Origin of the sequence: Pseudoalteromonas sp. PB2-1 (genome assembly GCF_045040605.1) — a bacterium.
GTDB lineage: Bacteria > Pseudomonadota > Gammaproteobacteria > Enterobacterales > Alteromonadaceae > Pseudoalteromonas > Pseudoalteromonas arabiensis.
Genome location: NZ_CP090667.1, coordinates 1396562 through 1422048, shown reverse-complemented (window position 1 = coordinate 1422048; position 25487 = coordinate 1396562). Strand labels below are relative to the sequence as shown.

The 25487-nt window shown below is 41.8% G+C and carries 19 protein-coding genes and 7 tRNA genes; 7 read left to right on the top strand and 19 right to left on the bottom strand.

Annotation, left to right across the window (positions count from 1 at the left end):
* Positions 1-24: 24 nt before the first annotated feature.
* The 7 genes from L0Z67_RS06575 to L0Z67_RS06545 all read right to left on the bottom strand — a co-directional run bounded on the left by L0Z67_RS06575 (position 25) and on the right by L0Z67_RS06545 (position 12439).
* Positions 25-3210, bottom strand: coding sequence for an amidohydrolase family protein (locus L0Z67_RS06575; protein WP_405128610.1), 3186 nt, complete (start codon positions 3208-3210; stop codon positions 25-27).
* Positions 3211-3309: 99 nt separating this feature from the next.
* Positions 3310-4134, bottom strand: a complete 825-nt coding sequence (locus L0Z67_RS06570) for a M90 family metallopeptidase (RefSeq protein WP_193988645.1) — start codon at positions 4132-4134, stop codon at positions 3310-3312.
* Between the two features lie 114 nt (positions 4135-4248).
* On the bottom strand, positions 4249-5460 hold the full coding sequence (locus tag L0Z67_RS06565) for an elastinolytic metalloprotease pseudoalterin (RefSeq protein WP_405128609.1): 1212 nt from the start codon (positions 5458-5460) through the stop codon (positions 4249-4251).
* A gap of 193 nt (positions 5461-5653) precedes the next feature.
* Positions 5654-8545, bottom strand: coding sequence for a two-component regulator propeller domain-containing protein (locus L0Z67_RS06560; protein WP_405128608.1), 2892 nt, complete (start codon positions 8543-8545; stop codon positions 5654-5656).
* Between the two features lie 130 nt (positions 8546-8675).
* Positions 8676-9332, bottom strand: coding sequence for a CatA-like O-acetyltransferase (locus L0Z67_RS06555; protein ID WP_237127621.1), 657 nt, complete (start codon positions 9330-9332; stop codon positions 8676-8678).
* Positions 9333-9468: 136 nt separating this feature from the next.
* Complete coding sequence (locus L0Z67_RS06550) at positions 9469-10509, bottom strand: Glu/Leu/Phe/Val dehydrogenase (RefSeq protein ID WP_062570699.1); 1041 nt, start codon at positions 10507-10509, stop codon at positions 9469-9471.
* Between the two features lie 403 nt (positions 10510-10912).
* On the bottom strand, positions 10913-12439 hold the full coding sequence (locus L0Z67_RS06545) for a fumarate hydratase (protein WP_405128607.1): 1527 nt from the start codon (positions 12437-12439) through the stop codon (positions 10913-10915).
* A 181-nt stretch (positions 12440-12620) separates the two neighbouring features.
* On the opposite strand from L0Z67_RS06545, the gene pabB reads away from it, so the two are divergent.
* The 3 genes from pabB (at position 12621) to L0Z67_RS06530 (ending at position 16038) form a co-directional block, all read left to right on the top strand.
* The gene (gene pabB / locus L0Z67_RS06540) at positions 12621-13964 is read left to right on the top strand and encodes an aminodeoxychorismate synthase component I (protein WP_405128606.1); all 1344 of its coding nucleotides are present in this window, start codon (positions 12621-12623) and stop codon (positions 13962-13964) included.
* Between the two features lie 17 nt (positions 13965-13981).
* The gene (locus L0Z67_RS06535; protein ID WP_371353360.1) at positions 13982-14560 is read left to right on the top strand and encodes a CoA pyrophosphatase; all 579 of its coding nucleotides are present in this window, start codon (positions 13982-13984) and stop codon (positions 14558-14560) included.
* 101 nt (positions 14561-14661) lie between these two features.
* Positions 14662-16038 carry an L-serine ammonia-lyase gene (locus L0Z67_RS06530; RefSeq protein WP_237119384.1) on the top strand — a complete coding sequence of 459 codons (1377 nt, stop codon included), beginning with the start codon at positions 14662-14664 and terminating at the stop codon, positions 16036-16038.
* Between the two features lie 43 nt (positions 16039-16081).
* On the opposite strand, the gene cysB is transcribed toward L0Z67_RS06530, so the two are convergent.
* Positions 16082-17059: an HTH-type transcriptional regulator CysB gene (cysB, locus tag L0Z67_RS06525; protein ID WP_062570695.1), complete on the bottom strand. Its 978-nt coding sequence runs from the start codon at positions 17057-17059 to the stop codon at positions 16082-16084.
* Positions 17060-17379: 320 nt separating this feature from the next.
* Here cysB and L0Z67_RS06520 point away from each other — a divergent pair, with 320 nt between their 5' ends.
* Entirely contained in the window at positions 17380-18138 is a 759-nt protein-coding gene (locus L0Z67_RS06520; RefSeq protein WP_237119385.1) for a hypothetical protein, read from the top strand.
* Positions 18139-18175: 37 nt separating this feature from the next.
* On the opposite strand, the gene L0Z67_RS06515 is transcribed toward L0Z67_RS06520, so the two are convergent.
* Positions 18176-19468, bottom strand: a complete 1293-nt coding sequence (locus L0Z67_RS06515; protein ID WP_405128605.1) for an NCS2 family permease — start codon at positions 19466-19468, stop codon at positions 18176-18178.
* A gap of 121 nt (positions 19469-19589) precedes the next feature.
* Here L0Z67_RS06515 and L0Z67_RS06510 point away from each other — a divergent pair, with 121 nt between their 5' ends.
* Positions 19590-20054 (top strand): sel1 repeat family protein, encoded by a 465-nt coding sequence (locus tag L0Z67_RS06510; RefSeq protein ID WP_062570692.1) that lies wholly within the window; start codon positions 19590-19592, stop codon positions 20052-20054.
* Between the two features lie 221 nt (positions 20055-20275).
* Here L0Z67_RS06510 and L0Z67_RS06505 read toward each other — a convergent pair.
* The 9 genes from L0Z67_RS06505 to dnaQ form a co-directional block, all read right to left on the bottom strand.
* Positions 20276-20352 (bottom strand) — tRNA-Asp (locus L0Z67_RS06505).
* Positions 20353-20402: 50 nt separating this feature from the next.
* A tRNA-Asp gene (locus tag L0Z67_RS06500) sits at positions 20403-20479 on the bottom strand.
* Positions 20480-20510: 31 nt separating this feature from the next.
* Positions 20511-20587 (bottom strand) — tRNA-Asp (locus tag L0Z67_RS06495).
* 37 nt (positions 20588-20624) lie between these two features.
* Positions 20625-20701 (bottom strand) — tRNA-Asp (locus L0Z67_RS06490).
* 31 nt (positions 20702-20732) lie between these two features.
* Positions 20733-20809 (bottom strand) — tRNA-Asp (locus L0Z67_RS06485).
* Positions 20810-20850: 41 nt separating this feature from the next.
* Positions 20851-20927 (bottom strand) — tRNA-Asp (locus L0Z67_RS06480).
* Between the two features lie 27 nt (positions 20928-20954).
* Positions 20955-21031 (bottom strand) — tRNA-Asp (locus L0Z67_RS06475).
* A 98-nt stretch (positions 21032-21129) separates the two neighbouring features.
* Complete coding sequence (locus L0Z67_RS06470) at positions 21130-22503, bottom strand: TIGR03503 family protein (RefSeq protein WP_405128604.1); 1374 nt, start codon at positions 22501-22503, stop codon at positions 21130-21132.
* 9 nt (positions 22504-22512) lie between these two features.
* The gene (dnaQ, locus tag L0Z67_RS06465) at positions 22513-23223 is read right to left on the bottom strand and encodes a DNA polymerase III subunit epsilon (protein WP_405128603.1); all 711 of its coding nucleotides are present in this window, start codon (positions 23221-23223) and stop codon (positions 22513-22515) included.
* 68 nt (positions 23224-23291) lie between these two features.
* On the opposite strand from dnaQ, the gene rnhA reads away from it, so the two are divergent.
* Together rnhA and L0Z67_RS06455 are read left to right on the top strand one after the other, a co-directional pair.
* On the top strand, positions 23292-23759 hold the full coding sequence (gene rnhA / locus L0Z67_RS06460) for a ribonuclease HI (protein WP_062570689.1): 468 nt from the start codon (positions 23292-23294) through the stop codon (positions 23757-23759).
* A gap of 90 nt (positions 23760-23849) precedes the next feature.
* Positions 23850-24713, top strand: coding sequence for an MBL fold metallo-hydrolase (locus tag L0Z67_RS06455; RefSeq protein ID WP_405128602.1), 864 nt, complete (start codon positions 23850-23852; stop codon positions 24711-24713).
* On the opposite strand, the gene L0Z67_RS06450 is transcribed toward L0Z67_RS06455, so the two are convergent.
* Positions 24684-25442 (bottom strand): class I SAM-dependent methyltransferase, encoded by a 759-nt coding sequence (locus L0Z67_RS06450; RefSeq protein ID WP_062570687.1) that lies wholly within the window; start codon positions 25440-25442, stop codon positions 24684-24686. The genes L0Z67_RS06455 and L0Z67_RS06450 overlap by 30 nt on opposite strands.
* Positions 25443-25487: the final 45 nt, after the last annotated feature.

Sequence of the window (25487 nt, the reverse complement as noted above, 5' to 3'; positions counted from 1 at the left end):
CTTTCAGTTTAGATTTTCGCTATGTTAGATTTTTTCAAAATATAACTTTTCGCGTTTTTTTTCACCCACTTCGTTCATGGTTGCTGCATCAAATAAACGACCATTAATCATGGTGTAATCGATTTTATCTGTATCACGAATATTCGTTAGCGGGTTACCGTCAATAACGATTAAATCGGCAAGCTTACCCGCCTCAAGTGAACCGATATTTTTATCAAGGCCAATGTATTTAGCAGGATCTAAGGTTGCTGCACGAATTGCTTCAAGTGGTGTCATACCACCTTGCGCAAACATCCAAATTTCCCAATGTGCGGCTAAACCTTCACGTTGGCCGTGAGCACCTAGGTTCACTAAAACACCTAAGTCTTGCAGCTCTTTGGCAACACGGGCATTGTTAAAGTGGTTATAGTGATGATCGGGCGCCTTAACACGACGCATTGAGCGAGGTAAAAGCTGATTCTTTGGCACAAACTTACTTAAGCGTGGGTGATTCCACACATCGGTCTTATCGTACCAATAATTTTCACCCCAAATACCACCGTATGCGACACCCAGTGTCGGTGTGTAACCTACATCACTTTGTGACCAAAGCTGGCGAATATCATCATAGATATTGGCAACAGGAATTGAGTGCTCAATACCCGTATGACCATCAACCACCATGGTTAAGTTGTGCTGCAGTAATGAACCGCCCTCTGGCACAACCATCATTTCAAGTTCACGACCTGCCTCAATCACTTGCTGGCGCTGTTCACGGCGTGGTTGGTTATAGGATTTAACACTAAACGCGCCCACTTTCTTTAAGCGCTCAAGGTGGAATTTGGCATCTTCTAACGAATCAATATGCGACGTGTAACCTGGCATATTCGCACCATATAAAATGGTACCTGTGGAGAAAATACGAGGGCCGACAATCATGCCTGCTTTTTGCATTTCGCTTGCAGCAAAAATCTCAGTGGTGTCGTTTGATGGATCGTGAATCGTTGTTACACCTAACGCTAAACCTGCTAAGTTCTTCCAGTTTTGCTGTGGAATGATCTCATCGCTACCTTGCGAGCCATGCGCATGCGCATCAACAATCCCTGGCATAATCGTCTTGCCGGTTACATCAATTACCTCAGCACCTTTAGGAATAGCAACACTGTCTTTACTGCCAACCGCTTTAATATGCTTACCATCAGTTACAATAACGCCGTTTTCAATAACCTGCTCACCGTTCATGGTGATAATGCGCGCGCCAGTGAACGCAAAGACTGAGTTAGGCTCCGCCATGGTTTTTGTAAAACCGATGTTGTCGCCGCTTTTAACTTTAAAATCAGTCTCTTCATTTTGGTTAATATCAAATAAACCCGCTAGACTTGCATGATATAACTCAGGGCCTAAGCTCCAATAAAGTTTATCGCTTGTGCCACTCCAGCTGATGTTCTCACCCGCGCGAACAGAAAGCTGCTCAATTGGGAATTGGCTATCTTTCGGGCCAATATTAATGGTTTTGCCGCGCTCAACAAATGGCGTAACAAATACTTTAAAACGCTCTGCAAACGCTAAGTATTGACCATTCGGTGATACTCTAAACTCTGTTGCATGCTCTGATTCATAAAGTTTACGAACTTGCTTTGATTCAAGTTCAACAACACTTAATGTTGGCTTTGGCCAAGGACTCATCACATATATACGGTCGTTCGCTGCACCAAATTGCGGCTGATAACCTGATTTAGTGATAAGTGTTGAATCACCGCCTTTAGCACTTACTGAGTAAATACCAGGCTCTAATGACCATGTCGGGTTAAGGATACTGCCGCCAGACGCTTTACGATAAACAACCGTTTTACCATCTGGGCTAAATGTTGGCTCTACATATTTACCTGGTTCTTTAGTAATCGTATCGCCACGGCCACTGCGCGCAGATACAACACGGATTGAGCCCTGTTCGTTATCATCCCATGTGGTGTAAACAATCTTCTTACCATCACGTGAGAACTGCGGAAATAATTCAAAGTGATCGTCTTGCTTAGTCAAGCGCTTCACTTTGCCAGACTCTAAATCACGTTTATAAATATGACCTAGCGCTTCAAAAATAGCCGTTTCACCATCCGGTGAGATTTGTACATTGCGCAGCATTTTCACATCAAAATTGTCGCTATCAATATTCTGTGTAAAGCGCACGGCTTTTTGAATTTGCTTATTAGTTTCAACTTTAAATGGAATAGCCGAGACAGACTTATCATCGACATCTAGTTTATGGATTGACCCACCCGCCCAAAAGACCAGTTGTTCGTTATCTGGTGTCCAAGCAATTGTTGGGTATACGCCATGAATAGCCCATGTCTCTTGCATATCACGCTCAAGCTCACCATAAAGCTTTGTATGCTCACCGGTGTGCAGATCATATAAATACAAGCTAGTTTGGAAGTCATCACGCTTGATATACGCAAGCTTTTTACCATCTGGTGAAGGTGTAGGTCGAATAGCCCCACCCATACCATCAATAATTGTTTCAATCTCACCGGTTTCACGGTCATAGCGTTTAATTTTATAAATACCCGCTACAGAGTCTTTAGAGTAATGGAATGTTTTACCCGGCGTTGCATCATGCGAGAAATACACATAACGACCATCCGGTGAGAACATTGGTTCACCTAAGTCTTTTTGGTCATTTTCGCGTGCAGTTAGCTGTACACCTTTACCACCCGCTTTGTGGTAAAGCCATACTTCACCAGCCCCTAAAGAGCGGCTTGCAGTAAAATGCTTACGCGCAACTAAGTAGTCACCATCAGGGCTCCAAGCAGGGCTATTTAACAAACGAAATGTTTCGTTCGTTACTGCTTTCTGGTTTTCACCGTTTAAATCCATAACCCATATGTTATCGCCACCACCTTGGTCTGAAGTAAACGCAATGTGCTTACCATCAGGGCTAAAGCGTGGTTGCATTTGCCATGCAATATCACTGGTTAATTGCGTTGCAGTACCACCCGACATTGGCATGGTATAAATATCGCCAAGTAGGTCAAACACCAGAGTTTTACCATCAGGGCTAATATCCACATTCATCCACGTGCCCTGCTCAACACTAATTTTAGCGTCTAGGAATTGGCCTTTTGGTGCGTCCACCTGCCATTTGTCATCATTTGATTGCTCTGCCGCCACTACTTGCCCAGTTAGAGCAAGTGAAATCGATACAGCTAGGGCTGTATGAAGCATTTTCTTCATTGAAATCTCACTTTTTATTGTTTTTGCACACTTTTAAGATTGCACCAAATAGCATAGCAAGATTCCAGTGATTCGTGTTAAACAGACGTAAATAGTCGACTAATGCCACGCAATGGGATCAAACTGATAATAGCCAACTAGCAAGTGATAAATTTCAGGATCAAATTGTCTCAGTTCAGCGGGTTTTTCTAAAAAGGTTTCGGTGATGACAGCAAAAAACTCAGCTTCATTGGTCGCGCCATAACTATGAATAACATGTGGCATACCGTAAGCTAAATGGGTTTTGAGTTGATTAAACGCGCGACTAAATACTTTTGCCCATTTTTGGTAATCTTCATTACTGGCAAGCAGCGGTGTACCTGTGGTTTTACCCGTTTCTTGGTCTAGTTGATGGGCAAATTCATGAAACACTAAATTATGACCATCGCTTGGCAGGCGATTCCCCTCTAGTACATCATGCCAGCTAAGCACTAATGTACCTCCAGGCCATGACTCTCCTTGACGAACAGCGTTGTGATAACTTACTAAACCTGCACCATCTCGCGAAGTCTCGGGCGCATAATAAGCACTAGGGTACAATAAAACTTCTCTTACATTACGGTACAAAGGCCAGGGTTTATTGAGCACTAACAAACACGCATCAGCAGCAACTATCAGCTTCATAGATTCGTTAAGTTTTAAGCCATCACAACCAATAAAACGTTTTTCATTTAAAAACCAAACGATATGTCGTTCCAGCTTTTCACGATCGGCGTCGGTCATTCTTTGGTAGATGGGCATGTACTTTAGCAACAAATTCTTTTGCTGTGAGTTAAGAGCAAAACGATGGTATTTTTTTTGCCAAAAATGATTTCTAATATCATCCCAGCGCCAATAACACACAATAAAAATAACTAAGGAAAGTAACAAAAATAGGTTAAGCATTACCATCGCCTAAAAAACGGTCTTAGTAGTTAAATGTGTGCAAACAAGAAAAGATCAATACTTGATAAATTAATTGAACATTAAAAGCCGTGTTAAACACGGCTTTTACCATCATTAACGGTATAAGGGTTGCCAAGCACAGGTTCTACGTCCATTGCGCTCAAAATAAAAGTTATTACAATTTGAATCATAGTTACTATTACCAACATCAATACGGTAATTACTGATATAACGGTTATGTAATGAAACTTGCTGACCATTTTGTAATAAAGTGAAGTGTACGTGTGGACCAGACGATTGTCCGCCTTCGCACAGTGCTTGGTTATAACTATTCGCATAACGACCTAGCAACGTTCCTGGCTGCACAGTGTCACCATTATTATATTGTAAGTTAGACATGTGGTAATAATTAGTTGCAAAGCCACTTGAGTGCGTTACCCGTATATTACATGACGAAAAACGAGTGATGACCCCACCATGTGCGGCTTGAACCCAAGGCGTATTGCTTCCCCATCCACCAGAACCATTGTTAAAGTCTAATGAAGAATAAGGATAACCTGAGCCAGTGTTTGAATGCGCTCCACCACTATACCAATAATACCCTTGAGACCAAGGTAAGTTCATAGTAAATGTGGCTTGAACCGACTGCTCTTCCCCTGAAAACGTAACTTGGTCTGTGTTCAAAATAAGAGACTGATCGGGTGATAGTTGCTCGAATATATCTAAGAAGCGAGTTAAAGAATCATTTGCCTGAGCATGCAGATTGTGCTGCTTACTCATCATGCTGGCAAGCGCAGCTGTAGCGGCAGTACTCACTTGTGAAGGCCTAATTAAATGCTTTATGGAGTTTGAGTTTTTATCATGCTTTACGGCTTGCTCTTGCCAGTGTTTAAAGGCATAGAAACGTTGACTTAATTTAAATACAACGTCTTTAACCTGCTCCTCAAATCCTTGCTTGTCAGAGATATTTTTAAACACGCTTTCTAATTCAACCGAAGGATCAGAGAGTCCCTCACTTTGCTGTTCAATCAGTGCCAAAATCACTTTTGGGTTAATACTATAATAGCCAGCCCAGTGTAGTATAAAAGCTTGTTTACTTTGAAGTTCAGGGGCATACGACGCGAAGTAGTTATCCCAGTCCTCATTTAATAGGTCATTATTAAATACAAATGTTTGGTCATCCATAATTAATAATGAATTAAGATTCAGTTGTTCTACTGCTTGGTCTGAAAATTCAAACGTTTCATGGTTATGCACACCGGCAAACGCTATAGAAGAAAAACCAAGTCCAGTCGTAACCGCAAGTGTTAGTAAATTTTTATTCATCTTTTTGTTCCCTTTTATAAAACCCCATACGGGGAACAAAAATGTAGATCAAAAGTGAATAAATTGTTAATTTTATATTTTTATGTAAACATTAACGTAAGTAATGTACCTTTAATAACACCACCTTGAAGCCGAAAACGTGTACAAAAATAAAACATTTTATTTTGTAATCAATAACTGATTGAGGAACTAATTATTCATTGCGGTAAATAACAACCTGATTTCGTCCTGCGGATTTGGCGCAATATAATGCCTTATCAGCTTGTGCTAAAAGCCGATCGTAATCACTTGCACTTTGGCTGTCAGCTAAACCAAAGCTAACCGTAACAGACAAACCACTGGCGATATGCGAGAAATCATAGTTTGCAATCTCAAGGCGAATAACATCACATACTCGTGCCGCCTCTTTTGCTGTTTTTTCTGGGAATAAGAGCGTAAATTCCTCGCCACCCCAGCGAGCAGCTTGACCTATATGGGTACAATTTAAAGTGAGTAAGCGTGCTATTTCACAAATTACTTTATCACCTATTAGATGAGAAAAATTGTCGTTAATTGACTTGAAATGATCAATATCCATGATCGCAATAGAGAAGAATTTATTCTCTTTTCTAAATTTATCAAAACTTTGTGACAAACAAACGTCGAAAGCGCGTCGATTAGGCAACTGAGTTAACTGATCATGATTAGCCAAATGTGCAAATGCATCCGCTTGCTTTTTCAAGTCATGCATTTGTTGCTCTACTTTTTCGGTTAACTCTATTTCAATCCGTTTATAGTGGTATAAACGAAATTTATAAATACTGTAAGCTATTAGAATAAAGGCAAAAACGATTAAAAGTTTGAAGCTTGTCTTCTGCCAAAAATAAGGGGCTATTCTAAAGCGTAAAACTTGCTCGTTATCTTGCCAATCGCTGTTGGGATAGCCGGCACGCACTTTAAAGGTATACTCACCTGGCGCTAAATTCGTGTATTCAGTAATAGCCAAGCGCCCTCTATCAACCCACTGTTCATTGTAACCGCTCAGTTGGGTCTGATAGTTAAGTCGCTGAGGCATAATAAAGCTCAGCCCCGCATAATTAAAAGACACCCGAGAAATACCTGGCGACAAGTTAAGCACTTCATTACTTGGTGGCAATGTAACCGCTCTGCCATCCACATCAAAGCTTTCAATGACGGTGGATAATTGACGTGTACTGGCTTCTTTTAGCCGCTCAGGCGTCGCGACAGCAACACCACGGGCGGTAGCAATCCATATTTGCCCATCAGAGTGAAGTGTTGCTGCAGGTGTTGAGCCTCCATTAGCTTGAGCGCTCAGCATGCCATCACCTTCATCATAGAGTTGCATGGACACAGTAAGTGGATTAACGCGGTCAGGCTCATCTAAAAATGCGACTAATTGCGCCTTGTTTACCTGAATAATACCTCTATTACTTGTCAACCAAAGTGAGCCACCTTGCTCAACTATCTGAAATAATTTATCGACAGGTAGCCCTTCTTGACGACCAAATAGTGCCATTGTGTCGTTTAGCATATTATAACGAACCAACCCTCTGTCAGTGGCTAACCACATATCGGTATCGTCTACATAAAAGCCAAACGCATATTCAGTGCTAAAGTATTCTGGAAAAGTGATAGTGGCAAAACGGTCCTCAGACGGTGTATAAATTGACACACCGACTCCGGTACCAATCCATAATCGACCTTGAGTGTCCTCCGCCAAGGCTATAATAAAGTCACCCGCTAAACCATTTTCTGATGTATAAGAATACACTTGCCCATCTTCGCTTAACTTTGTTAAACCACTGGCAGTACCTATCCATAAATTATTTTCAGAATCAAAAAGTAACGAACGAACTTCATTGCTGATTAAACCGTTTTTTCTATTTTTTACAGGGTAAATTTTACTATTAACGACTTTCATTAAGCCGGCTGTATACGTGCCTAACCAAACATCACCTTTTTTATCTTCGGTTAAACTCAACACCGATAAAGGATCACGTTCATAAGCTTGTCTTAAAGTGCTAATTTCACCCTTCTCAATGCGGTTGAGCCCATTACTGCTTCCAACCCATACACTGCCATCGGAGTGGGAAAGAACTGTTCTGACATAATCAGATGCCAACCCCCGACTTTGACTCCAGTTGGTAAATGGCGCTTCTCGTAATCTAAACAGTCCTGCATTAGTACCAACCCAGATACTTTTTTCACGATCTTGCCAAAGAGATAAGATCCGGTTGTTAGGCAATCCATCATCCGCATCTAGGTTCTCGAGCCCTCGCTCACTTAACCTAAAAACACCTTTATTAATGGTGCCAAACCATAAGTCCCCTTTTGCATCTTCAAGCAAACTCGATATTGATTCATTGTTTAAAATATCATTTATGGAAACAAATACATCGTGTTGCTTTTTCCAGGCTCCACTCTCAGTTCCTACAACTAAATCACCTGATTGGGTAAGTAATAAAGTAAAAACGGATGTATCAGGTAAACCTGAATTTGAGCTAACTTTACTGACTTTTTTATTGATAATTTTATATAAGCCATCACTTGTTGCTGCCCAGATAACACCATCATTATCTTGTAATAATCGATACACACTTAGCTTATCTAGTAGCTGTTGTTCAGGCGCTTGTTCAGATGAGCGGTAAAGTATACCTTGCCCCTCTAAAGCGAGCCAAAGCTCTCCACTTTTTGTAATAAGGGCATGATTTACCATTGTTGATGAAGCTGGGAGTGCCTGCCAATGACCTTGCGACCTTTTCGCAATTCCTCCACGAGCACCGACTATGTACAAATCTCCGTTCTCTGTGGCAATCAAACTGCGTAGACCTGAGTCAGGTAAACCTGGAAGTTCTGTGCGGGTAAAAAGTTTAAATTCTCGTCCGTTAAAACGTGCTAAGCCTTCCCACGTTGCCACCCAAATATAACCATCTTTTGTTTGGCTAACACTATTGATACTGTTATGCGGTAGGCCAGAGCGAGTGCTCCATGTTTCAGTGAAGTAATCTGTTAATGACAGCCGTGCCGGTTTGGCTATAAGCCCAAAACTTAAAAATAACAACACACAGCAGATTACCCGCGCCATAAAATAAAACCTTGATATTTATTATCATTATTACTGTGTATAGTTTTGCAGAATAAGCGAAAATTCAACCAACTGAGCAAATACTACCTAAGTGCTAATTTTTACTCAGTTTAATCACAATTAGCAACAATCATTTACAAAAATCATTAATTTTTTCTTGCAGTAGTTTTACAAAACGTGCGACATGTAAGCCATCCATCAACGCGTGATGCACATCGATTGATAGCGGCATCTTGCCAGTTTGTAAGTCAAACTGACCAAATACAAATTTAGGAATGCCAAGACCATGACCTTCACTCACAGCATGAGAAAAACCAGTAAAATTTAACCACGGTAGCACTGATATATGGATAAGATCAGGTTGCCCTTCTGTTGCAGCAAATGCATCAGAGAAAAATGGTTTTGCTTTACTTGTTTTACCCACTGCAATGGCGTGTTTTGAGAAGTCTTCAATCGAGGCGTGTTTTTCAAAATAACTAAAGCGGAATGTTTCATCTTCTGCAAGCTCGACCACACTTCCTCTTACCGATGACAACTGCACAGGTAGAGAATCAACTATACGTTGACGCATTGGCGCATAGTCATGACATGCTTCAAGCGTTAGGTAGACATAGCTGTGAAAGAACGAATACGGCTCTGCTTTGCACTTGTTGTAAAGAGCCGCCATGTCGAGCGACACACACACATTAAAAAAAGGCAGAGAAAATTCTTTAAAGAAAGCGAAATGCTGTTTACGAGGCCAAGTATTAAGATCAATTGGGGTGACTTCACAAGATAGAGTTTTCATTAGGCGTCCTCGAGATTTAAAAACCGAGTGTACCTAGCAAGCATTACTTCGTCACCTTGATGCGATAAATAACAGAGACAAAAAAGGTGCGACTTGCGCACCTTTTTTTAACTATAAATTTAGTCGATTTACTAAATTATAAACCGTTTTCGATGATTTCTAATGCTAGTTCATCGGCAATTAAATGCGTCGATTTTTGCTCTTTTTCAGAGCGAGCAAAGATTTCAGTTAGCGTATCAAAAATGCCTTCAACGTGTTTAGTTGATGCTTCTGCACTATAACCTTCTGGTGCAGTTTCGTAGTAAACGTTGATAATACCACCTGCGTTAATTACGTAATCTGGTGCATATAAGATACCTTTTTCACGGATAATTTCTCCGTGACGAGACTCTGCTAATTGGTTATTCGCACAACCTGCAATAATTGTTGCTTTTAAACGCGGGATAGTCGTGTCATTTACCGTTGCGCCTAGTGCACATGGTGCATACACATCAACATCTAAGTCGTAGATTTCATCAATACCCACAGCCGTTGCATTGAAGTCATTTACAACACGCTCAACAGCTTGCTCGTTAATATCTGTTACAAATAACGTTGCACCCGCTTCGTGCAAATGCTTACAAAGACCGTATGCTACTGCACCTAAGCCCTGCACTGCTACTTTGATACCAGCAAGATCTTGATGACCACGTTGGTGTTGTAAAGCGGCTTTAATACCTAAGAACGTACCATAGGCTGTGAATGGTGATGGGTTACCACTTTTGCCTTCAAGGCCTAGTACATAGTTAGTTTCTTTGTTCATGATAGCCACATCATCACAGGTGATGTTTACGTCTTCAGCGGAATAGTAGCTACCACTTAAACGCTCTAATTGGCGACCAAATGCACGGAAAAGCTGCTCTGATTTAATTTCTTTTGCATTACCGATAATTACTGACTTACCGCCACCAAATGGTAAACGTGCCACAGCATTTTTATACGTCATACCTTTTGATAAACGAAGTGCATCTGTTACGGCAGCTTCATCCGTTGCGTAGTCCCACATTCTACAACCACCAACAGCTGGACCTAACTTGGTATTATGAACCGCAATAATCGCCTTAAGGCCTGATTCTTTATCTGAACAAAACACCACTTGCTCGTGGTTATCAAAGTCGACTTTATTAAATACAGCCACAGTTAAATACTCCGAAATTTTCTTACCCCAAAGGGTGTGAGCGCTGAAATTGCCGAGACTCTATCACTTCGAATGCTCCCTTGCCACTAAATGAGATGATAAAACTAAGCAAAGTTCCCACGTTGAAACAATCACTCAAAAAATAACGCTTTAAGGGAAAAATATACCTACCAAAGCAAATATTAAGCATTGTTAATTCAAAATAAACTATTTACATCAGCAACTTTATTACGTGAACGTAAAGGTAAAGTATAGCGTAAAGAAAAAGTGACAAGAAGAATGTAGCAATAAAGCCAAGAAGAATCTGCTTTTTAAAGATATGTTGAGAAAATAACTGAGACTGGTCAGAGCTGAAAAAAAACGGCGCAGGTGCGCCGTTTTTATTAAAAGCGTTGCAAGATGGTTATTTTAATTTGCCATCAAGTTCTTCAATTTTTGCTTTCCAAATAGCAGGGCCTTGCGTGTGCGCATTGGCACCTTCACTATCCACAGCAACCGTTACTGGCATATCTTCTACTTCAAACTCGTAAATTGCTTCCATACCTAAATCTTCGAATGCAACAACACGTGCTTTCTTGATTGCTTTAGATACAAGGTAAGCCGCACCACCTACCGCCATTAAGTAAATAGACTTATTGTTTTTGATTGATTCAACCGTTGCAGGGCCACGCTCAGCTTTACCAATCATACCGATGATGCCTGTGTTTTCTAACATCATATCAGTGAATTTATCCATACGCGTTGCTGTTGTTGGGCCAGCAGGACCTACCGCTTCATCACCCACTGCATCTACAGGGCCAACGTAGTAGATAAACTTGTTATCGAAATCAACGCCTTCAGGTAAACCTTCACCTGATTGGATCATATCTTGTAAACGCTTATGCGCGGCATCACGACCCGTTAAAATAGTACCAGACAGAAGTACAGTTTCACCCATCTTCCATTCTTGTGTGTCTTCTTTAGTCAGTGTGTTTAAGTCAACACGACGTGTACCTTCACCTACTTCGAACGTAACTTCTGGCCAATCTTCTAGTTTCGGTGCTTTAAGTTCAGCAGGGCCTGAACCATCTAACGTGAAGTGAACGTGACGTGTTGCTGCACAGTTAGGGATCATTACCACTGGTTTTGATGCTGCGTGAGTCGGTGCCGTTTTGATTTTTACATCAACCACAGTTGTTAAACCACCTAGGCCTTGTGCACCAATACCTAATTTATTAGCGCGTTCGAAAATATCGATACGCATTTTTTCTTCAGTTGTTTCGGCGCCGCGCTCAATAAGCTCGTGAATATCAACCGGATCCATTAATGATTCTTTCGCTAGTACCGCTGCTTTTTCAGCCGTACCACCAATACCTATACCTAGCATGCCAGGTGGACACCAGCCCGCCCCCATCGTTGGTAATGTTTTTTCAACCCATGCAGCCACATCATCAGATGGGTTAAGCATAACCATTTTCGTTTTATTTTCTGAGCCGCCGCCCTTCGCAGCTACCATTACTTCAACTTCAGCGCCTGGCACTAAGTCGATGTGAACAACTGAAGGAGTATTGTCTTTGGTGTTTTTACGCGTACCAGCTGGGTCTGCAACAATTGATGCACGTAACGGGTTGTCTGGGTTCAAGTATGCGCGACGTGTACCTTCATCAACCATTTGCTGTACAGTCATGTCTGTTTTATCCCACTTAACATCCATACCTACTTTTACGAAGCAGGTAATGATACCTGTATCTTGACATAGTGGACGTTTACCTTCAGCAGACATACGAGAGTTAATTAAAATTTGCGCAATGGCATCTTTTGCCGCTTTGCTTTGCTCTTTGTTGTAAGCTTTTTCTAAGGCTTGTACGAAATCGAGAGGGTGATAAAAAGAAATGTATTGCAATGCATCTTCAATGCTATCAATGAAGTCTTGCTGACGAATTGTGCTCATTACGGGTTCCTTAAGTTTTTATCACGTAGCGCTGTACGTGATCCTGAGTAAACCGGTGACGAAGATTTACTCTACGGGTTAGTCATGGCATCACTATAAAGGAAATCATAACGCTGCCAATCAAATTTAACTTATGATACCCTCCTCGCCCGTTTCGGGCTAGTTATTCAGGGCAATGTAGATGATAAACGATGAAAATTTGTGCATTAAATTAGATTTAAGCGGTGACTGCATCGCGCTATTTAGTCATTTTGCTCATTTGCCCTATGCTGTATTGCTCGATTCAGCCAATAGCGAGCATATAAATAGCCGCTTCGATATCATTGCCATCGCGCCATTAAGGCAATTAGAGGTGCGCGAAAATACATGCTTTGTCGACGGCAAAGCGCAATTAAGTGATTGTTTTAGTTTGATGAAAGCAGGCCTTCAGGAATTTAATCACACAGCAAACCCTAACAATCTGCCTTTTACGGGCGGTTGGCTTGGTTATTTTGGTTATGACTTAGGTCGTGTAATTGAAACCATGCCAAGTACTGCCGAAAACGACATTAACATGCCGCAAATGGCTGTCGGTCTTTATCCAGATGCCCTTATTTTCGATAAGCAACAACAAAGCTGGTTTTACGTTTGTCAGCCAAATCAAAATCGCTTAGCGCTATACCAGCAGCACCTAAACGAAACGCCAGCAAGTGCAGAGTTCGTGCTACAAAGCAACTGGCAGTCAAATATGAGTAAAGCCAGCTACAGCGAAAAGTTCGAGAAAATTCAGGCTTATTTAAAAAGTGGTGACTGTTATCAGATCAACCTTGCGCAGCGTTTTAAAGCTGAATTTTCAGGTTCAACATGGCAAGCATATAAACAACTCCGAGAAGCGAATAAAGCACCGTTTTCAAGCTATATAAATCACCCAGATTGCGCTATTTTATCTATCTCACCTGAGCGTTTTATTTCTATTAATCAAGGCCAAATAGAAACCAAGCCAATTAAAGGCACACTCCCTCGTTTGGCTGACTCTGAACAAGACCAAGCGCAGGCAACTCGCTTACAACAATCAGAAAAAGACCGCGCAGAAAATGTCATGATTGTTGATCTGCTGCGCAACGATTTAGGCAAAGTGGCTCGTCCAGGTAGTGTCACAGTACCTTCGCTATTTGCCATTGAAAGCTTTCCAGCTGTACATCATTTAGTAAGTACTGTGCGCGCAGAATTAGCGGATGGCAAAGATGCTATTGACCAAATTCATGCCGCTTTCCCGGGTGGTTCAATTACCGGAGCACCGAAAATTCGTGCTATGGAAATTATTGAAGAGCTCGAACCACATCGCCGTAGTGTGTACTGCGGCTCAATTGGCTATTTAAGTGCCTGTGGCAACATGGATACCAGTATCACAATTCGCACTTTAGTGTGTCACAAAGGTGCAGTTTATTGCTGGGCTGGCGGCGGCATTGTGGCTGATTCAAAGGTCGACTTGGAGTACCAAGAAACTTACGATAAAGTAAATAAAATACTGCCCTTATTAAAGTAAAAGTTGAAGTAACAACATTGAATAGTCAGCAACTAATTGCCCGTTTTAGTTTAAGTCAAACCACAGAGCGCCCTGCTACCATTCGCTTTAATGCCGAAAAGCGTGCCAGTGCCGTGATGCTGCCTCTGCTCGATGTGAATGACAAAGCGCATTTGTTGCTGTGCAAGCGACCAAGTTATTTACTTCATCACCCTGGGGAGATTTGCCTGCCCGGAGGTAAGTATGAAGAGCAAGATGAATCTCTGCTGCACACTGCTCTTCGAGAGCTTAATGAAGAGCTCAGCATTGCCAAACATCAAGTGACAGTCCATGGTAAGTTGCACCAATATGCGACCTTAACCGGTTTTACGATTGAGCCCTTTGTTTGTACACTTAGCGAAGGCACAACATGGCAAGCGGACCCTAACGAAGTTGCTGCCAGTTTTTTAATGCCCTTGTCTTATTTGAGTAATCAACAAAACTGGCAACCTCTCCCCTTTGAGCGAAATGGTAAAACCATTATGTTGCAAGGCTTGATGACTCCGCACGGTCTGCTGTGGGGGGCAACAGCCAGCATTATTAATAACTTTATCAAACAGCTCGCCCTACCAGTTTAATTATCCTGCTTTTAGGGTTACACAGACACGTTTAAACGTTATCATGTGGCACCGTTCAAAGGCAGGTAGTATGCCGTTAAAAGGAAAATGAGTAGCAAATTATGATCAGTGCATTCGATATGTTTAGTATTGGTATTGGCCCATCGTCATCTCACACTGTTGGCCCAATGCGCGCTTCGCGTTTATTTGTAAACGAATTAGAAGAAAAAAACTTACTTGCAAACGTTACCGATATTAAAGTTGAGCTGTTTGGCTCATTAGGTCAAACAGGAATTGGTCACGGCTCAGGTAAAGCCGTGATCTTAGGTCTTGCCGGTTATGATCCAGAAACCATTGATGCTGATTTGGTCGACGATATCCTCGCGAAAATCGAAAAAGAGCAGGTTATTTACTTAAACCAACGTCATAAAGCCAATTTCCCTAAGCAAGGTGCAATTGTATTCCATCGTCGTAAAACACTACCAAAGCACTCAAATGCGATGGAAATCATTGCTAGCCAAAATGGCGAAAAGTTATTTAGTAAAGTGTATTACTCAATCGGTGGTGGTTTTATCGTAAGTGATGAAGAGTTCGAAAACGAAAAACAAAAAGCACTCGAAATACGCGAAGAAAACCCTGCTCCTTATCCGTTTAATACGGCTAAAGAGTTGTTAGAACTATGTCGTGAATCAGGCTTTAGTGTATCAACACTTATGATGCACAACGAGAAAACCCTGCGTAGCGAAAAAGACATCAAAGATGAGCTGTTTAATATTTGGCAAGTAATGAAAGCCTGTATTGAACGTGGCATGCGCACAGAAGGTATTTTACCAGGCGGTTTAAAAGTAAAACGTCGCGCACCAAGTTTACACCTTAAGTTAAATATTGAGGTAAACAACGACCCATTACGTGCTATGGATTGGGTTGATTTATTTGCCCTTGCAGTAAACGAAGAAAACGCTGCCGGCGGCCGTGTTGTTACTGCACCAACCAACGGTGCTGCAGGTATTTTGCCAGCGGTATTAATGTATTATCACACTTTCATCAAAGAAGTAGACCGTGATATTGCGACTCGTTATTTATTAACAGCAGCAGCCATTGGTATTTTGTATAAAAAGAACGCGTCAATTTCGGGTGCTGAAGTAGGTTGCCAAGGTGAAGTGGGCGTTGCTTGCTCAATGGCAGCGGGGGCACTCACTGAAATCATGGGTGGTAACGTTGTTCAAGTTGAAAACGCTGCTGAAATCGGTATGGAACATAATCTAGGTCTAACCTGTGACCCTGTAGGTGGCCTTGTGCAAGTGCCGTGTATTGAACGTAATGCAATGGGTTCAATTAAAGCGATTAATGCATCACGCCTTGCAATGCGTGGTTCTGGCGAGCAAAAAGTAACCCTAGATAAAGTAATAAAAACCATGCTCGACACAGGTAATGATATGAAAACAAAATACAAAGAAACCGCGCGCGGTGGCTTAGCAGTTAATATCATCGAGTGTTAATTTCAGCACAATAAAAAAGCCGCTAAAGCGGCTTTTTTATTGTTTATTTTACTGGTAACTCAATGTTTTCGAAAAGCTTATCAACATCTTCTTGGTTACGTAATAAGCTTGCTCGCTCAACGAGTTCTTTCGTTAAGTGTGGTGCAAAACGCTCGATAAAGTCATACATGTAGCTGCGTAAAAAACTGCCTTTTCTAAAGCCAATCTTGGTGGTGCTGGCTTCAAACAGGTGGCTAGCGTCAATGCACACTAAATCAGTGTCTGTTACTTGATCAATCGCCATCGATGCGACAACGCCCACACCCAACCCTAAACGTACATAGGTTTTAATCACATCAGCATCTGTTGCAGTAAATACAATATGTGGCTCGAGCCCATGGGCATTGAATGCCTTATCTAACTCTGAGCGGCCAGTAAAACCAAATACGTAAGTAATAAGTGGGTATTTAGCAACATCAGCAACCGTAAGGTTATCAGCTTTTTGCGCAAGGGGGTGTGTTTTTGCCACGACGATACTACGATTCCAGTGATAACACGGCAGCATGACTAAATCAGAGTATAAATGAAGTGCTTCTGTGGCAATTGCAAAATCAGCATCACCACGAGCCGCAGCGTCCGAAATTTGTTGTGGTGTACCTTGATGCATGTGCAAAGACACTGCTGGGTACTTTTTCATGAAGCCTTGAATAACATTAGGTAATGCATAACGTGCTTGCGTATGAGTAGTCGCAATATTTAACTTTCCTTGATCAGGCAAAGTATGTTCATTGGCAACCGCTTTAATCCCCTCAACTTTCGATAGTATTTCGCGGGAAATATTAATTATCTCATGACCTGCACTAGTGACATGCGTTAAATGCTTACCACTTCGACCGAAAATCTGTACGCCAAGCTCGTCTTCTAGCATACGAACCTGTTTAGAGATCCCTGGCTGGGATGTAAATAAGCTTTCAGCTGTCGCTGAGACATTCAGTTTATGATTTTGGACTTCGACGATGTATCTGAGTTGTTGTAGTTTCATGGCTGCATTGTAAATGTTGTTATTCTTTATTTATAAAGGCTGCTAAGCAGGATGCCAAGTAATATTTACTCACATTATAATTTTTTTGTTTTCAATCTGACTTTTTATAGCAATTCTGTCTAAGGCTAACACATCCAACGTTAACTCGATAGAGATGATTCATCTGAAAATACTCAATAAACATGCTAACTTAGTCTTGAGTTAGTAAAAAATAACTAGTTATTATAACTTTATTACACATTAGTATGCGCAAAACTACCCAGATGTAATATTTTTAATGTAAGATAAAAAAATTAGATAGTGAAAACTGAGATTTAGCTATGATCGTTTCTATCATCATTATGCTCATTGTTGCTTTGATTGTCATTGCTCTTTGGGTCAGTGCGGTTCAACAGCATAAAGAAAAACAAGAAGCTGAACGCCGAAAAGAATTAGCCAAACAAAAAAAGATTATTGAAGAAGCTGAAGATGTACTTATCAATAGTACAAATATTCCTATGTCTGAAAATCTTTTGCGTATTATTCAACGTCGAGTCTACGATGCTCTAGCATCAATGGTGCAATTATCACCTACCTCAAAAGAATTAAAAAACCGCCTTAATGAATCTAAAGAACGATTAAGTGCACCAATTGATGGAAATAACTCAGAGTCATTAGTGCTACCAGATAATGACAAACAGCTAATATCACTCATTCAAGGTATAAAAAAATTACGCTCTGTACTTCGCTCTGAGCATGGAAAAGGAAAAGTTGATAGCCAAATATTTGTTGCCGAAGATAAACGCCTCGAAAAGCTGCAACTGAGAATTAACGTAGAGAGTCAAATCAAACGAGGAATTTCTGCTCGTTCAGCGAACATGATTGGCTCTGCAAGACAATATTTCGAAAAAGCCCTTGCGACGCTCTCTTCAATTAGTTACAGCGACGAATACACAAATGCAAAGCGTAATGAAGTGGAAGGTTATTTAGAAGCAATTAGCACTGAATTAAAAGCGTCAAATGCAACGTCACTGAAGAAAAAAGCAGAACAAGAGCAAGACGATTTAGATGTTTTGTTTGCACCAAAGAAAAAGTGGTAAGCCACTTTTTCTTTGTGCCTTTGGGTTGAGTCATATTTTAAGATAAAAACGCAAACTTAATAATAAATAATGCAGTCAAAATCCATACACTCACACTGATTTCATCTTTTTTACCACATACTAATTTCACCGCAGTATATGAAATAAAACCAAGTGCAATACCGTGCGCGATAGAAAAAGTTAATGGGGTCATCAATAGTACAACACTGACAGGGATCGCATCGGTCATGTCATCCCAATTAACCAGCTTTAAATTTTGCATCATCAACACTGCAACATATAAAATCGCTCCTGCTGTTGCATAGGCAGGGATCATCGCAGCAAGCGGTGCAAAGAACATCATTAATAAGAAGCAAATACCCACAACAACCGCAGTTAACCCCGTACGACCACCAACAGAGACACCTGAAACTGATTCAATATACGACGTGGTTGTTGATGTGCCTAGCATTGACCCTGCGATAGTCGCAGTGCTATCTGCACTTAATGCACGGCCTAAACGTGGCATCTTACCTTGTTCATCGGCAAGGCCCGCTTTTTGTGTAACGGCAACAAGTGTGCCCGATGTATCGAACAAATCTACAAACAAAAATGCAAAAACAACCGTTAACATTGAAATTTCAAACGCAGCGGCAAAATCAAGTTGCATAAAGGTCGGTGCGATTGACGGAGGCAAAGACATAACGCCTTGGTATTCAACTAAATCTAAACCTAGCGCAATGGCAGTGACTAATAAAATACTGATAAGTACACCGCTTTTCATATCGCGATATAAAAGCGCAGCAATCACAAAAAAGCTAAAAATAGCGAGTAAAGGTCCCGGAGCCGTTATATCCCCTAACTGTACAAGTGTTGCAGGACTTGCCACGATAATCCCCGCATTCTTCAATGCAATAAGCGCTAAAAATGCCCCAATGCCCGTTGCAATTGCACGCTTTAAAACTAAAGGAATCGCATCAATAATCCACTCCCGGACTTTGAATAAACTTAAGAAAAGGAAAATACAGCCTGACATAAAAACAGCACCGAGTGCAGCTTGCCAGCTATAGCCCATCCCTAGCACAACACCATAGGTGAAAAATGCATTCAGACCCATCCCTGGCGCAAGAGCTAATGGATAATTAGCCCATAATCCCATAATAAAACAGCCAATCGCAGCAGCAATACAAGTGGCAACAAACGCGGCCCCTTGATCCATACCCGCTTCAGCTAACATCGCAGGGTTTACAAATACGATGTAGACCATGGTGATGAAAGTTGTAATACCCGCAATGGTCTCGCGGCGAATAGTGGTGTCGTTATCGTTTAATTTGAAGAGTCTGTCGAACATGTTGAACTTTAAGTTAAGATTAATTGGCTAATTTTATCATATTTTAACTTAATTAGAGGACATTTTACCTTGCAATGTTCTAAACTAATAAGGTCTTTTATTTCAAGAAAATAACTAAACTATGTCTGATAAAACACCTGTTGGCTTAGATTTAGAACAACAACTCGATAATGTACTTGCCTTCATTACTCAACCAGACACTGGTGGGGAGCCCGCAATAAGTACAGACTCTGTTGAAAATGTACTAAATAAAGCCTTGTATTACTTAAAAAATGATCAGCCCCCTTTAGCAGCCAAATGGATGCGCCTTGCAGCGATGGCAGCGAATCAAAGAGCGCAGTTTTATATGGGGCTATTTTTTATCAAAGGGCAAGGGGTGCCCCAGAGCGTTTTTCACGGTGCAGTGTGGTTAACGCTGGCAAGTAGTCAAGGCTATGAACCAGCCACAGCAGCCCTAAACGATTTGCGAAAGCACATTAGCACTCGCCGCTTACATGATGCACAAAGTTATGCTGCAACCTTATATGAACAAATCCACCAGCAACAGTTTGCTCATTTGATTCCCCGAGAATCTGACGCCAACTAACAGGCGTCAGGTTCTACAGCACATTAATGCTGTCTTGTCAGTTTACTCTCAAACATGATGAGACCAGCACCAATTACAACCAATAAGATACCGAGAAACTCAAGCCACACAGGGCCTTTGTTTAGCTCAATACGAGATACGAGATACGAGATACGTCGTCAGTATAAAAGAGAACACATTGAAATATAGACTTGTTTAATCATTTGCTTGAGGAAAACAAATGGCGGAGTGGACGGGACTCGAACCCGCGACCCCCGGCGTGACAGGCCGGTATTCTAACCAACTGAACTACCACTCCGCAGTGGTATGTGCATGGGGTAATGCACTTAATTTGTTTATGATATCAAATGGCGGAGTGGACGGGACTCGAACCCGCGACCCCCGGCGTGACAGGCCGGTATTCTAACCAACTGAACTACCACTCCGCAGAGATATCATTGCTATTACTTAATTTGTTGGCGGAGTGGACGGGACTCGAACCCGCGACCCCCGGCGTGACAGGCCGGTATTCTAACCAACTGAACTACCACTCCGCGATACAAATTTTGTAATAAAACAGCGTTTAAATAGTGGCGGAGTGGACGGGACTCGAACCCGCGACCCCCGGCGTGACAGGCCGGTATTCTAACCAACTGAACTACCACTCCGCAGTATCTAAATGCTATTTATTTTTCCTATTGGCGGAGTGGACGGGACTCGAACCCGCGACCCCCGGCGTGACAGGCCGGTATTCTAACCAACTGAACTACCACTCCGCAAAGGAAAATGTTTTACAACCATAAGTTGTGTAAGTAATTGGCGGAGTGGACGGGACTCGAACCCGCGACCCCCGGCGTGACAGGCCGGTATTCTAACCAACTGAACTACCACTCCAGCGCATACTTACAAATTGTCGAAAATTGGCGGAGTGGACGGGACTCGAACCCGCGACCCCCGGCGTGACAGGCCGGTATTCTAACCAACTGAACTACCACTCCACATTTTCGTTGCTGAGAGAGTCTCCCCTGACAGCGGCGTGAATAATACGAATCACCCTCTGGTTCGTCAAGGGCTTTTTTGTTTTTTTACAGGTTTTTTAGTCATCTGACATCGAAAGGTTTAAAATTTCACCTGATTTATCATTTTTTGAGCCATTTTTGCCAACTTCTTTTTCACCGGCTGCCTGTTCGTCATTACTCGTTTGGTTTTTTTTCTTTAAAAATGGTAAAGAAAATTTAAATTTAAGCGGTTTCTTTTGTACAAAAACTCGAATTGCTAGCCAGCCTAACAACAAGACGGTTAAATTTCCAACAACAATTAACGTTATCATCAACATCGTTGATGCTCTTTGTTCTTCTTCGAGGATTCGTTGTTGCTCTGCTTGTGCTTCTAAATCAATTTCAGGGCGAACAATTTCTGGTACAACTTCAATTGGCCTATCAATCTCAAATTTATAGGTGGGCAATGTAGCCATAAATTCTCGATCATTTATATTGCTACCAAATACTGATAGCTCAACACTGTATCGCCCCCAGTCATAATTTTTAATCGTGAGCTGTCGAGTTTGAGACGGCTTTGCGTCCATTGAGAACATCTGCTCTTCATTATTTGGGTAATAGATTTTTCCTTGAAGCAATACCGTTTCAGGTTTAATTAGCTCAGGATTGAGGGTTATAGTGAGCAAATGGTCATCCGTTTCTTGCTCAGCAAGCGCCATGTCGTAGCTAAATGGCGGTTCATGAATAACAATAGGTTTCTGTACTACGGTACGTTTAAAAATAGGTGTTTCTATATATAGTTCTGGTTGCCATTCTCCAGCCGGGAAAGATAACTGAAATTCACCCGTAAAGACGCCATCAAGAGGCCGCTCATCAAAGCCGCGTCCATCATCTTTAAAGTCGGTTATACTTTGCGTCCCCGCTCCAAAGTTTGCATAGTCACTATTATTTGTACTTACAAAATCGACGTGCAGGCTAATAACATCCCTGAATTGCCCGACTTCTATTGGCTCGCCATCATTGAGTACACGTCCTGTCAGTTTTATTGTTTCACCACGAAACAGCATCGGAGGAAGAGGATCAACGCTTAATTCAATTTCCCCCAACACAATAATACGACTATCAGGTAAAATACTACCAACAACCTGCCAAGGTCCTGGCATTGGTTTTGAAATGGTGATTAGGTCATAGGTCATCTCATCATGCCACTCCAAATCATCATTGTTCAATGATTCGTTAACGTGGTACTTACTACCATCAGGCCTAACTAAGACAACTGCAGGGGTTCCTCTTTTACGAAAGAAGAGTAAAGTAATCTTTTCGACTTTATGATCAATGCGAAAACGATTTTCTAGCAGGGGGATCTCATTTTGAATCCCATCCCGTTCAAGTGGCGTAATTTTATCTTGTTCCGCGCTTATGCCCGTTAGGGGCAGTACACATAGCAATCCCGCTAGAAATTGTTTTTTCATTTTATTACCCTATTCTGCCCGCCATAAACACTCACCACCTTTAGCGACCAAGTCTAAACGCTGTTCATGAGCGGCATGCTCTTGCTCTGTAGCTTTTAATACAACTAAAGGGGCTCTGTCAGCACTTAAACGTCGAATCCCTCCAGTTTGTTGCTCAGACCCTTCATCTTTATTCTGATTTAAATTTAACTTAACTTGACCCCCTGTCATTGCTAAGTAAACATCCGCTAGGATCTCAGAATCCAGTAGTGCGCCGTGTAAGGTACGTTTTGAGTTATCGATATCATAACGACGACAAAGTGCATCAAGGTTATTCTTTTGACCTGGGTGCAAGTCACGCGCCATTTTCAAAGTATCCAGTACACTACATACATCGGCAGTATTTGGAAAACCTTGATTTAACAATGCAAACTCATTGTCCATATGGCCGATATCGAACGCTGCGTTATGAATCACAAGTTCCGCACCACGAATATACTCTAAAAACTCATGGGCAATTTGGTGGTACAAGGGTTTATCACACAAAAATTCATTGGTAATACCGTGAACGTCAATCGCTTCTTCTTCAATTTCACGTTGTGGATTAATGTATACATGAAAGTTGTTGCCAGTTAGGCGGCGATTAACAAGCTCAACACAACCAATTTCAATAATGCGGTGGCCTTGTTTTGGGTCAATACCCGTGGTTTCTGTATCTAAAACTATTTGTCTATGTGCCATATCGTCTTAAGCCTGACTCTGGTATCGTTCTATCATCACTTTATTGTACACAATATCAAGGTAAAACAGTGCAGAAAACCGTAGAGATTTACACCGATGGATCATGTTTAGGTAATCCAGGGCCTGGGGGGTATGGCATCGTGATGCGATATAATGGTCACGAAAAGCAATTAAGTAAAGGCTATACCTTAACAACCAATAATCGGATGGAAATGCTCGCAGCCATAGTCGCACTTGAAACTCTCACCCGCCCTTGTCACGTCATTCTGACCACCGATAGTCAATATGTAAAACAAGGTATTGAATCATGGGTCGAAAACTGGAAAAAACGCGGCTGGAAAACCGCAGCTAAAAAACCTGTGAAGAATGTCGATTTATGGAAACGACTCGATACAGCATGCCAACAGCACAGCGTAGAATGGCGCTGGGTAAAAGGCCATAGCGGCAATAAGTATAATGAAATTGTTGACGACCTTGCCCGCGAAGCTGCTGGCAGCAATGAATTACTTGAAGACACAGGTTACGACGGTAATTAAAAATGCCTTAAAATAAACTTTGCGCAGGCCGTTTTATATTTTTGTTATATGATATAAGATTTAGCTATAACATATAACTAAGGACTTTTTATGGCTTTGCGCATTCACTCTTTTTTTCATCTACAAAGCGCTACTCTGTGTTACTTAGTCAGTTGTGAAAGCACTAAAGATTGCATGCTGATTGATGCACCCGCTGATTTTGATATGCCAAGTGGTGAGTTAAGTTTTGCTACAGCCAATGAGATCACCAGCTACATAAAGACTGAGCAACTCACATTACAGTGGCTACTTGAAACTCATGCCCATGCAGACCATATCACCGCCGCAAGTTATATAAAGCAGCAATTACAAGACACACATCCATGCAAACTTGGCACTGGCGAAGGGATCACACAAGTTCAAAAGCACTTTAGCCAACTTTATAATTTAGATATGCCATGCAATGGCGAACCTTTTGATGCCTTATTTGCTGATAAAGCACAATTTCGGTTAGGTGAATACACGGTAGATGTGATTGCCACGCCTGGCCACACCCCTGATAGTGTGTGTTACCACATTGATGGCAATGTATTTGTCGGAGACACCTTTTTTATGCCAGACAGCGGCACAGCCCGCTGCGACTTCCCAGGTGGCAGTGCCGCTGAGCTATATGATTCACTACAACGAATTTTAGCCTTACCTGACGATACCCTACTTTGGATGTGTCATGACTACCAACCAGAGGGTCGCCCCCTTGCGAACAAAACTACAGTGAAAGAACAGCGTGAGCAAAATATTCATTTAAAAGGAGATAAGCAAAGCTTTATTGCGACACGTGAAGGCCGCGATGCAACCTTGACCGTACCAAAGCTGTTGCACCCTTCTATTCAATTAAATATTCGTGCAGGTCAGTACCCAAATAAAGCGGATAGTAAACAGCGCTATTTAGCTATCCCGCTCACAGTGCTGCTTTGATGTTTGTCTTAGCCCCGCTCCTTTTACTGGCGAAAATTGGGGCCTTGCATGCCATTTAGGTTTTATTGGTGTAAGCGGAGCCACACGTTTTCGAGCCACCAGCATATAAACACTGCCCATTGGTTTTAAATATTGTTGTCCAAAACTGCGCCACGCAGCAAAGCGCGATAGGCGGTTACCTCTGGCAAGAGAAGAATGGATAAAACGCTCATCAGAAATAATCTCAAAACCTAAAAGATTCAGCCAATCTTTTACACGAGACGGCGTAAAAAAGCGCCCTGTCCAAGGGAGCTTTTGGCGACTAAAGGGCAATAACTGCGCCAACCCACACAAGCTAAACGGGTTAAAGCCTGTGATCACAATATAGCCACCTGGGATCAATGTACGATGTGCTTCGCGTAATATATGGTGTGGATCAGAATGATATTCTAAGCAGTGCGATAATATGCAGGCATCAACACTGTGCTCATAAAAAGGTAACTCGTCCACATCGGCAATAACCCCAGTAAATAAGCCCTGCTCTGCGACGCAAACTTGATGCTTAATAGGGCTTTCACTGGTTGCTATTTCACCACTTAAATTACCAAGCTTTAACATGTGATAACCGAACATGCGTGGCAGCCACGGAACTAGCTTACGCTCTATTTCAGCACGTAAATAGTCACCATGAGGGAACTGCTGCCATGAGTAAGGCTTAGGACCTTCTTGAAAACTAAGGGCTGGTTTCATTTTCTGAGCTCGTTATACTGTATCTTAACTGTCACTTTATAGAGC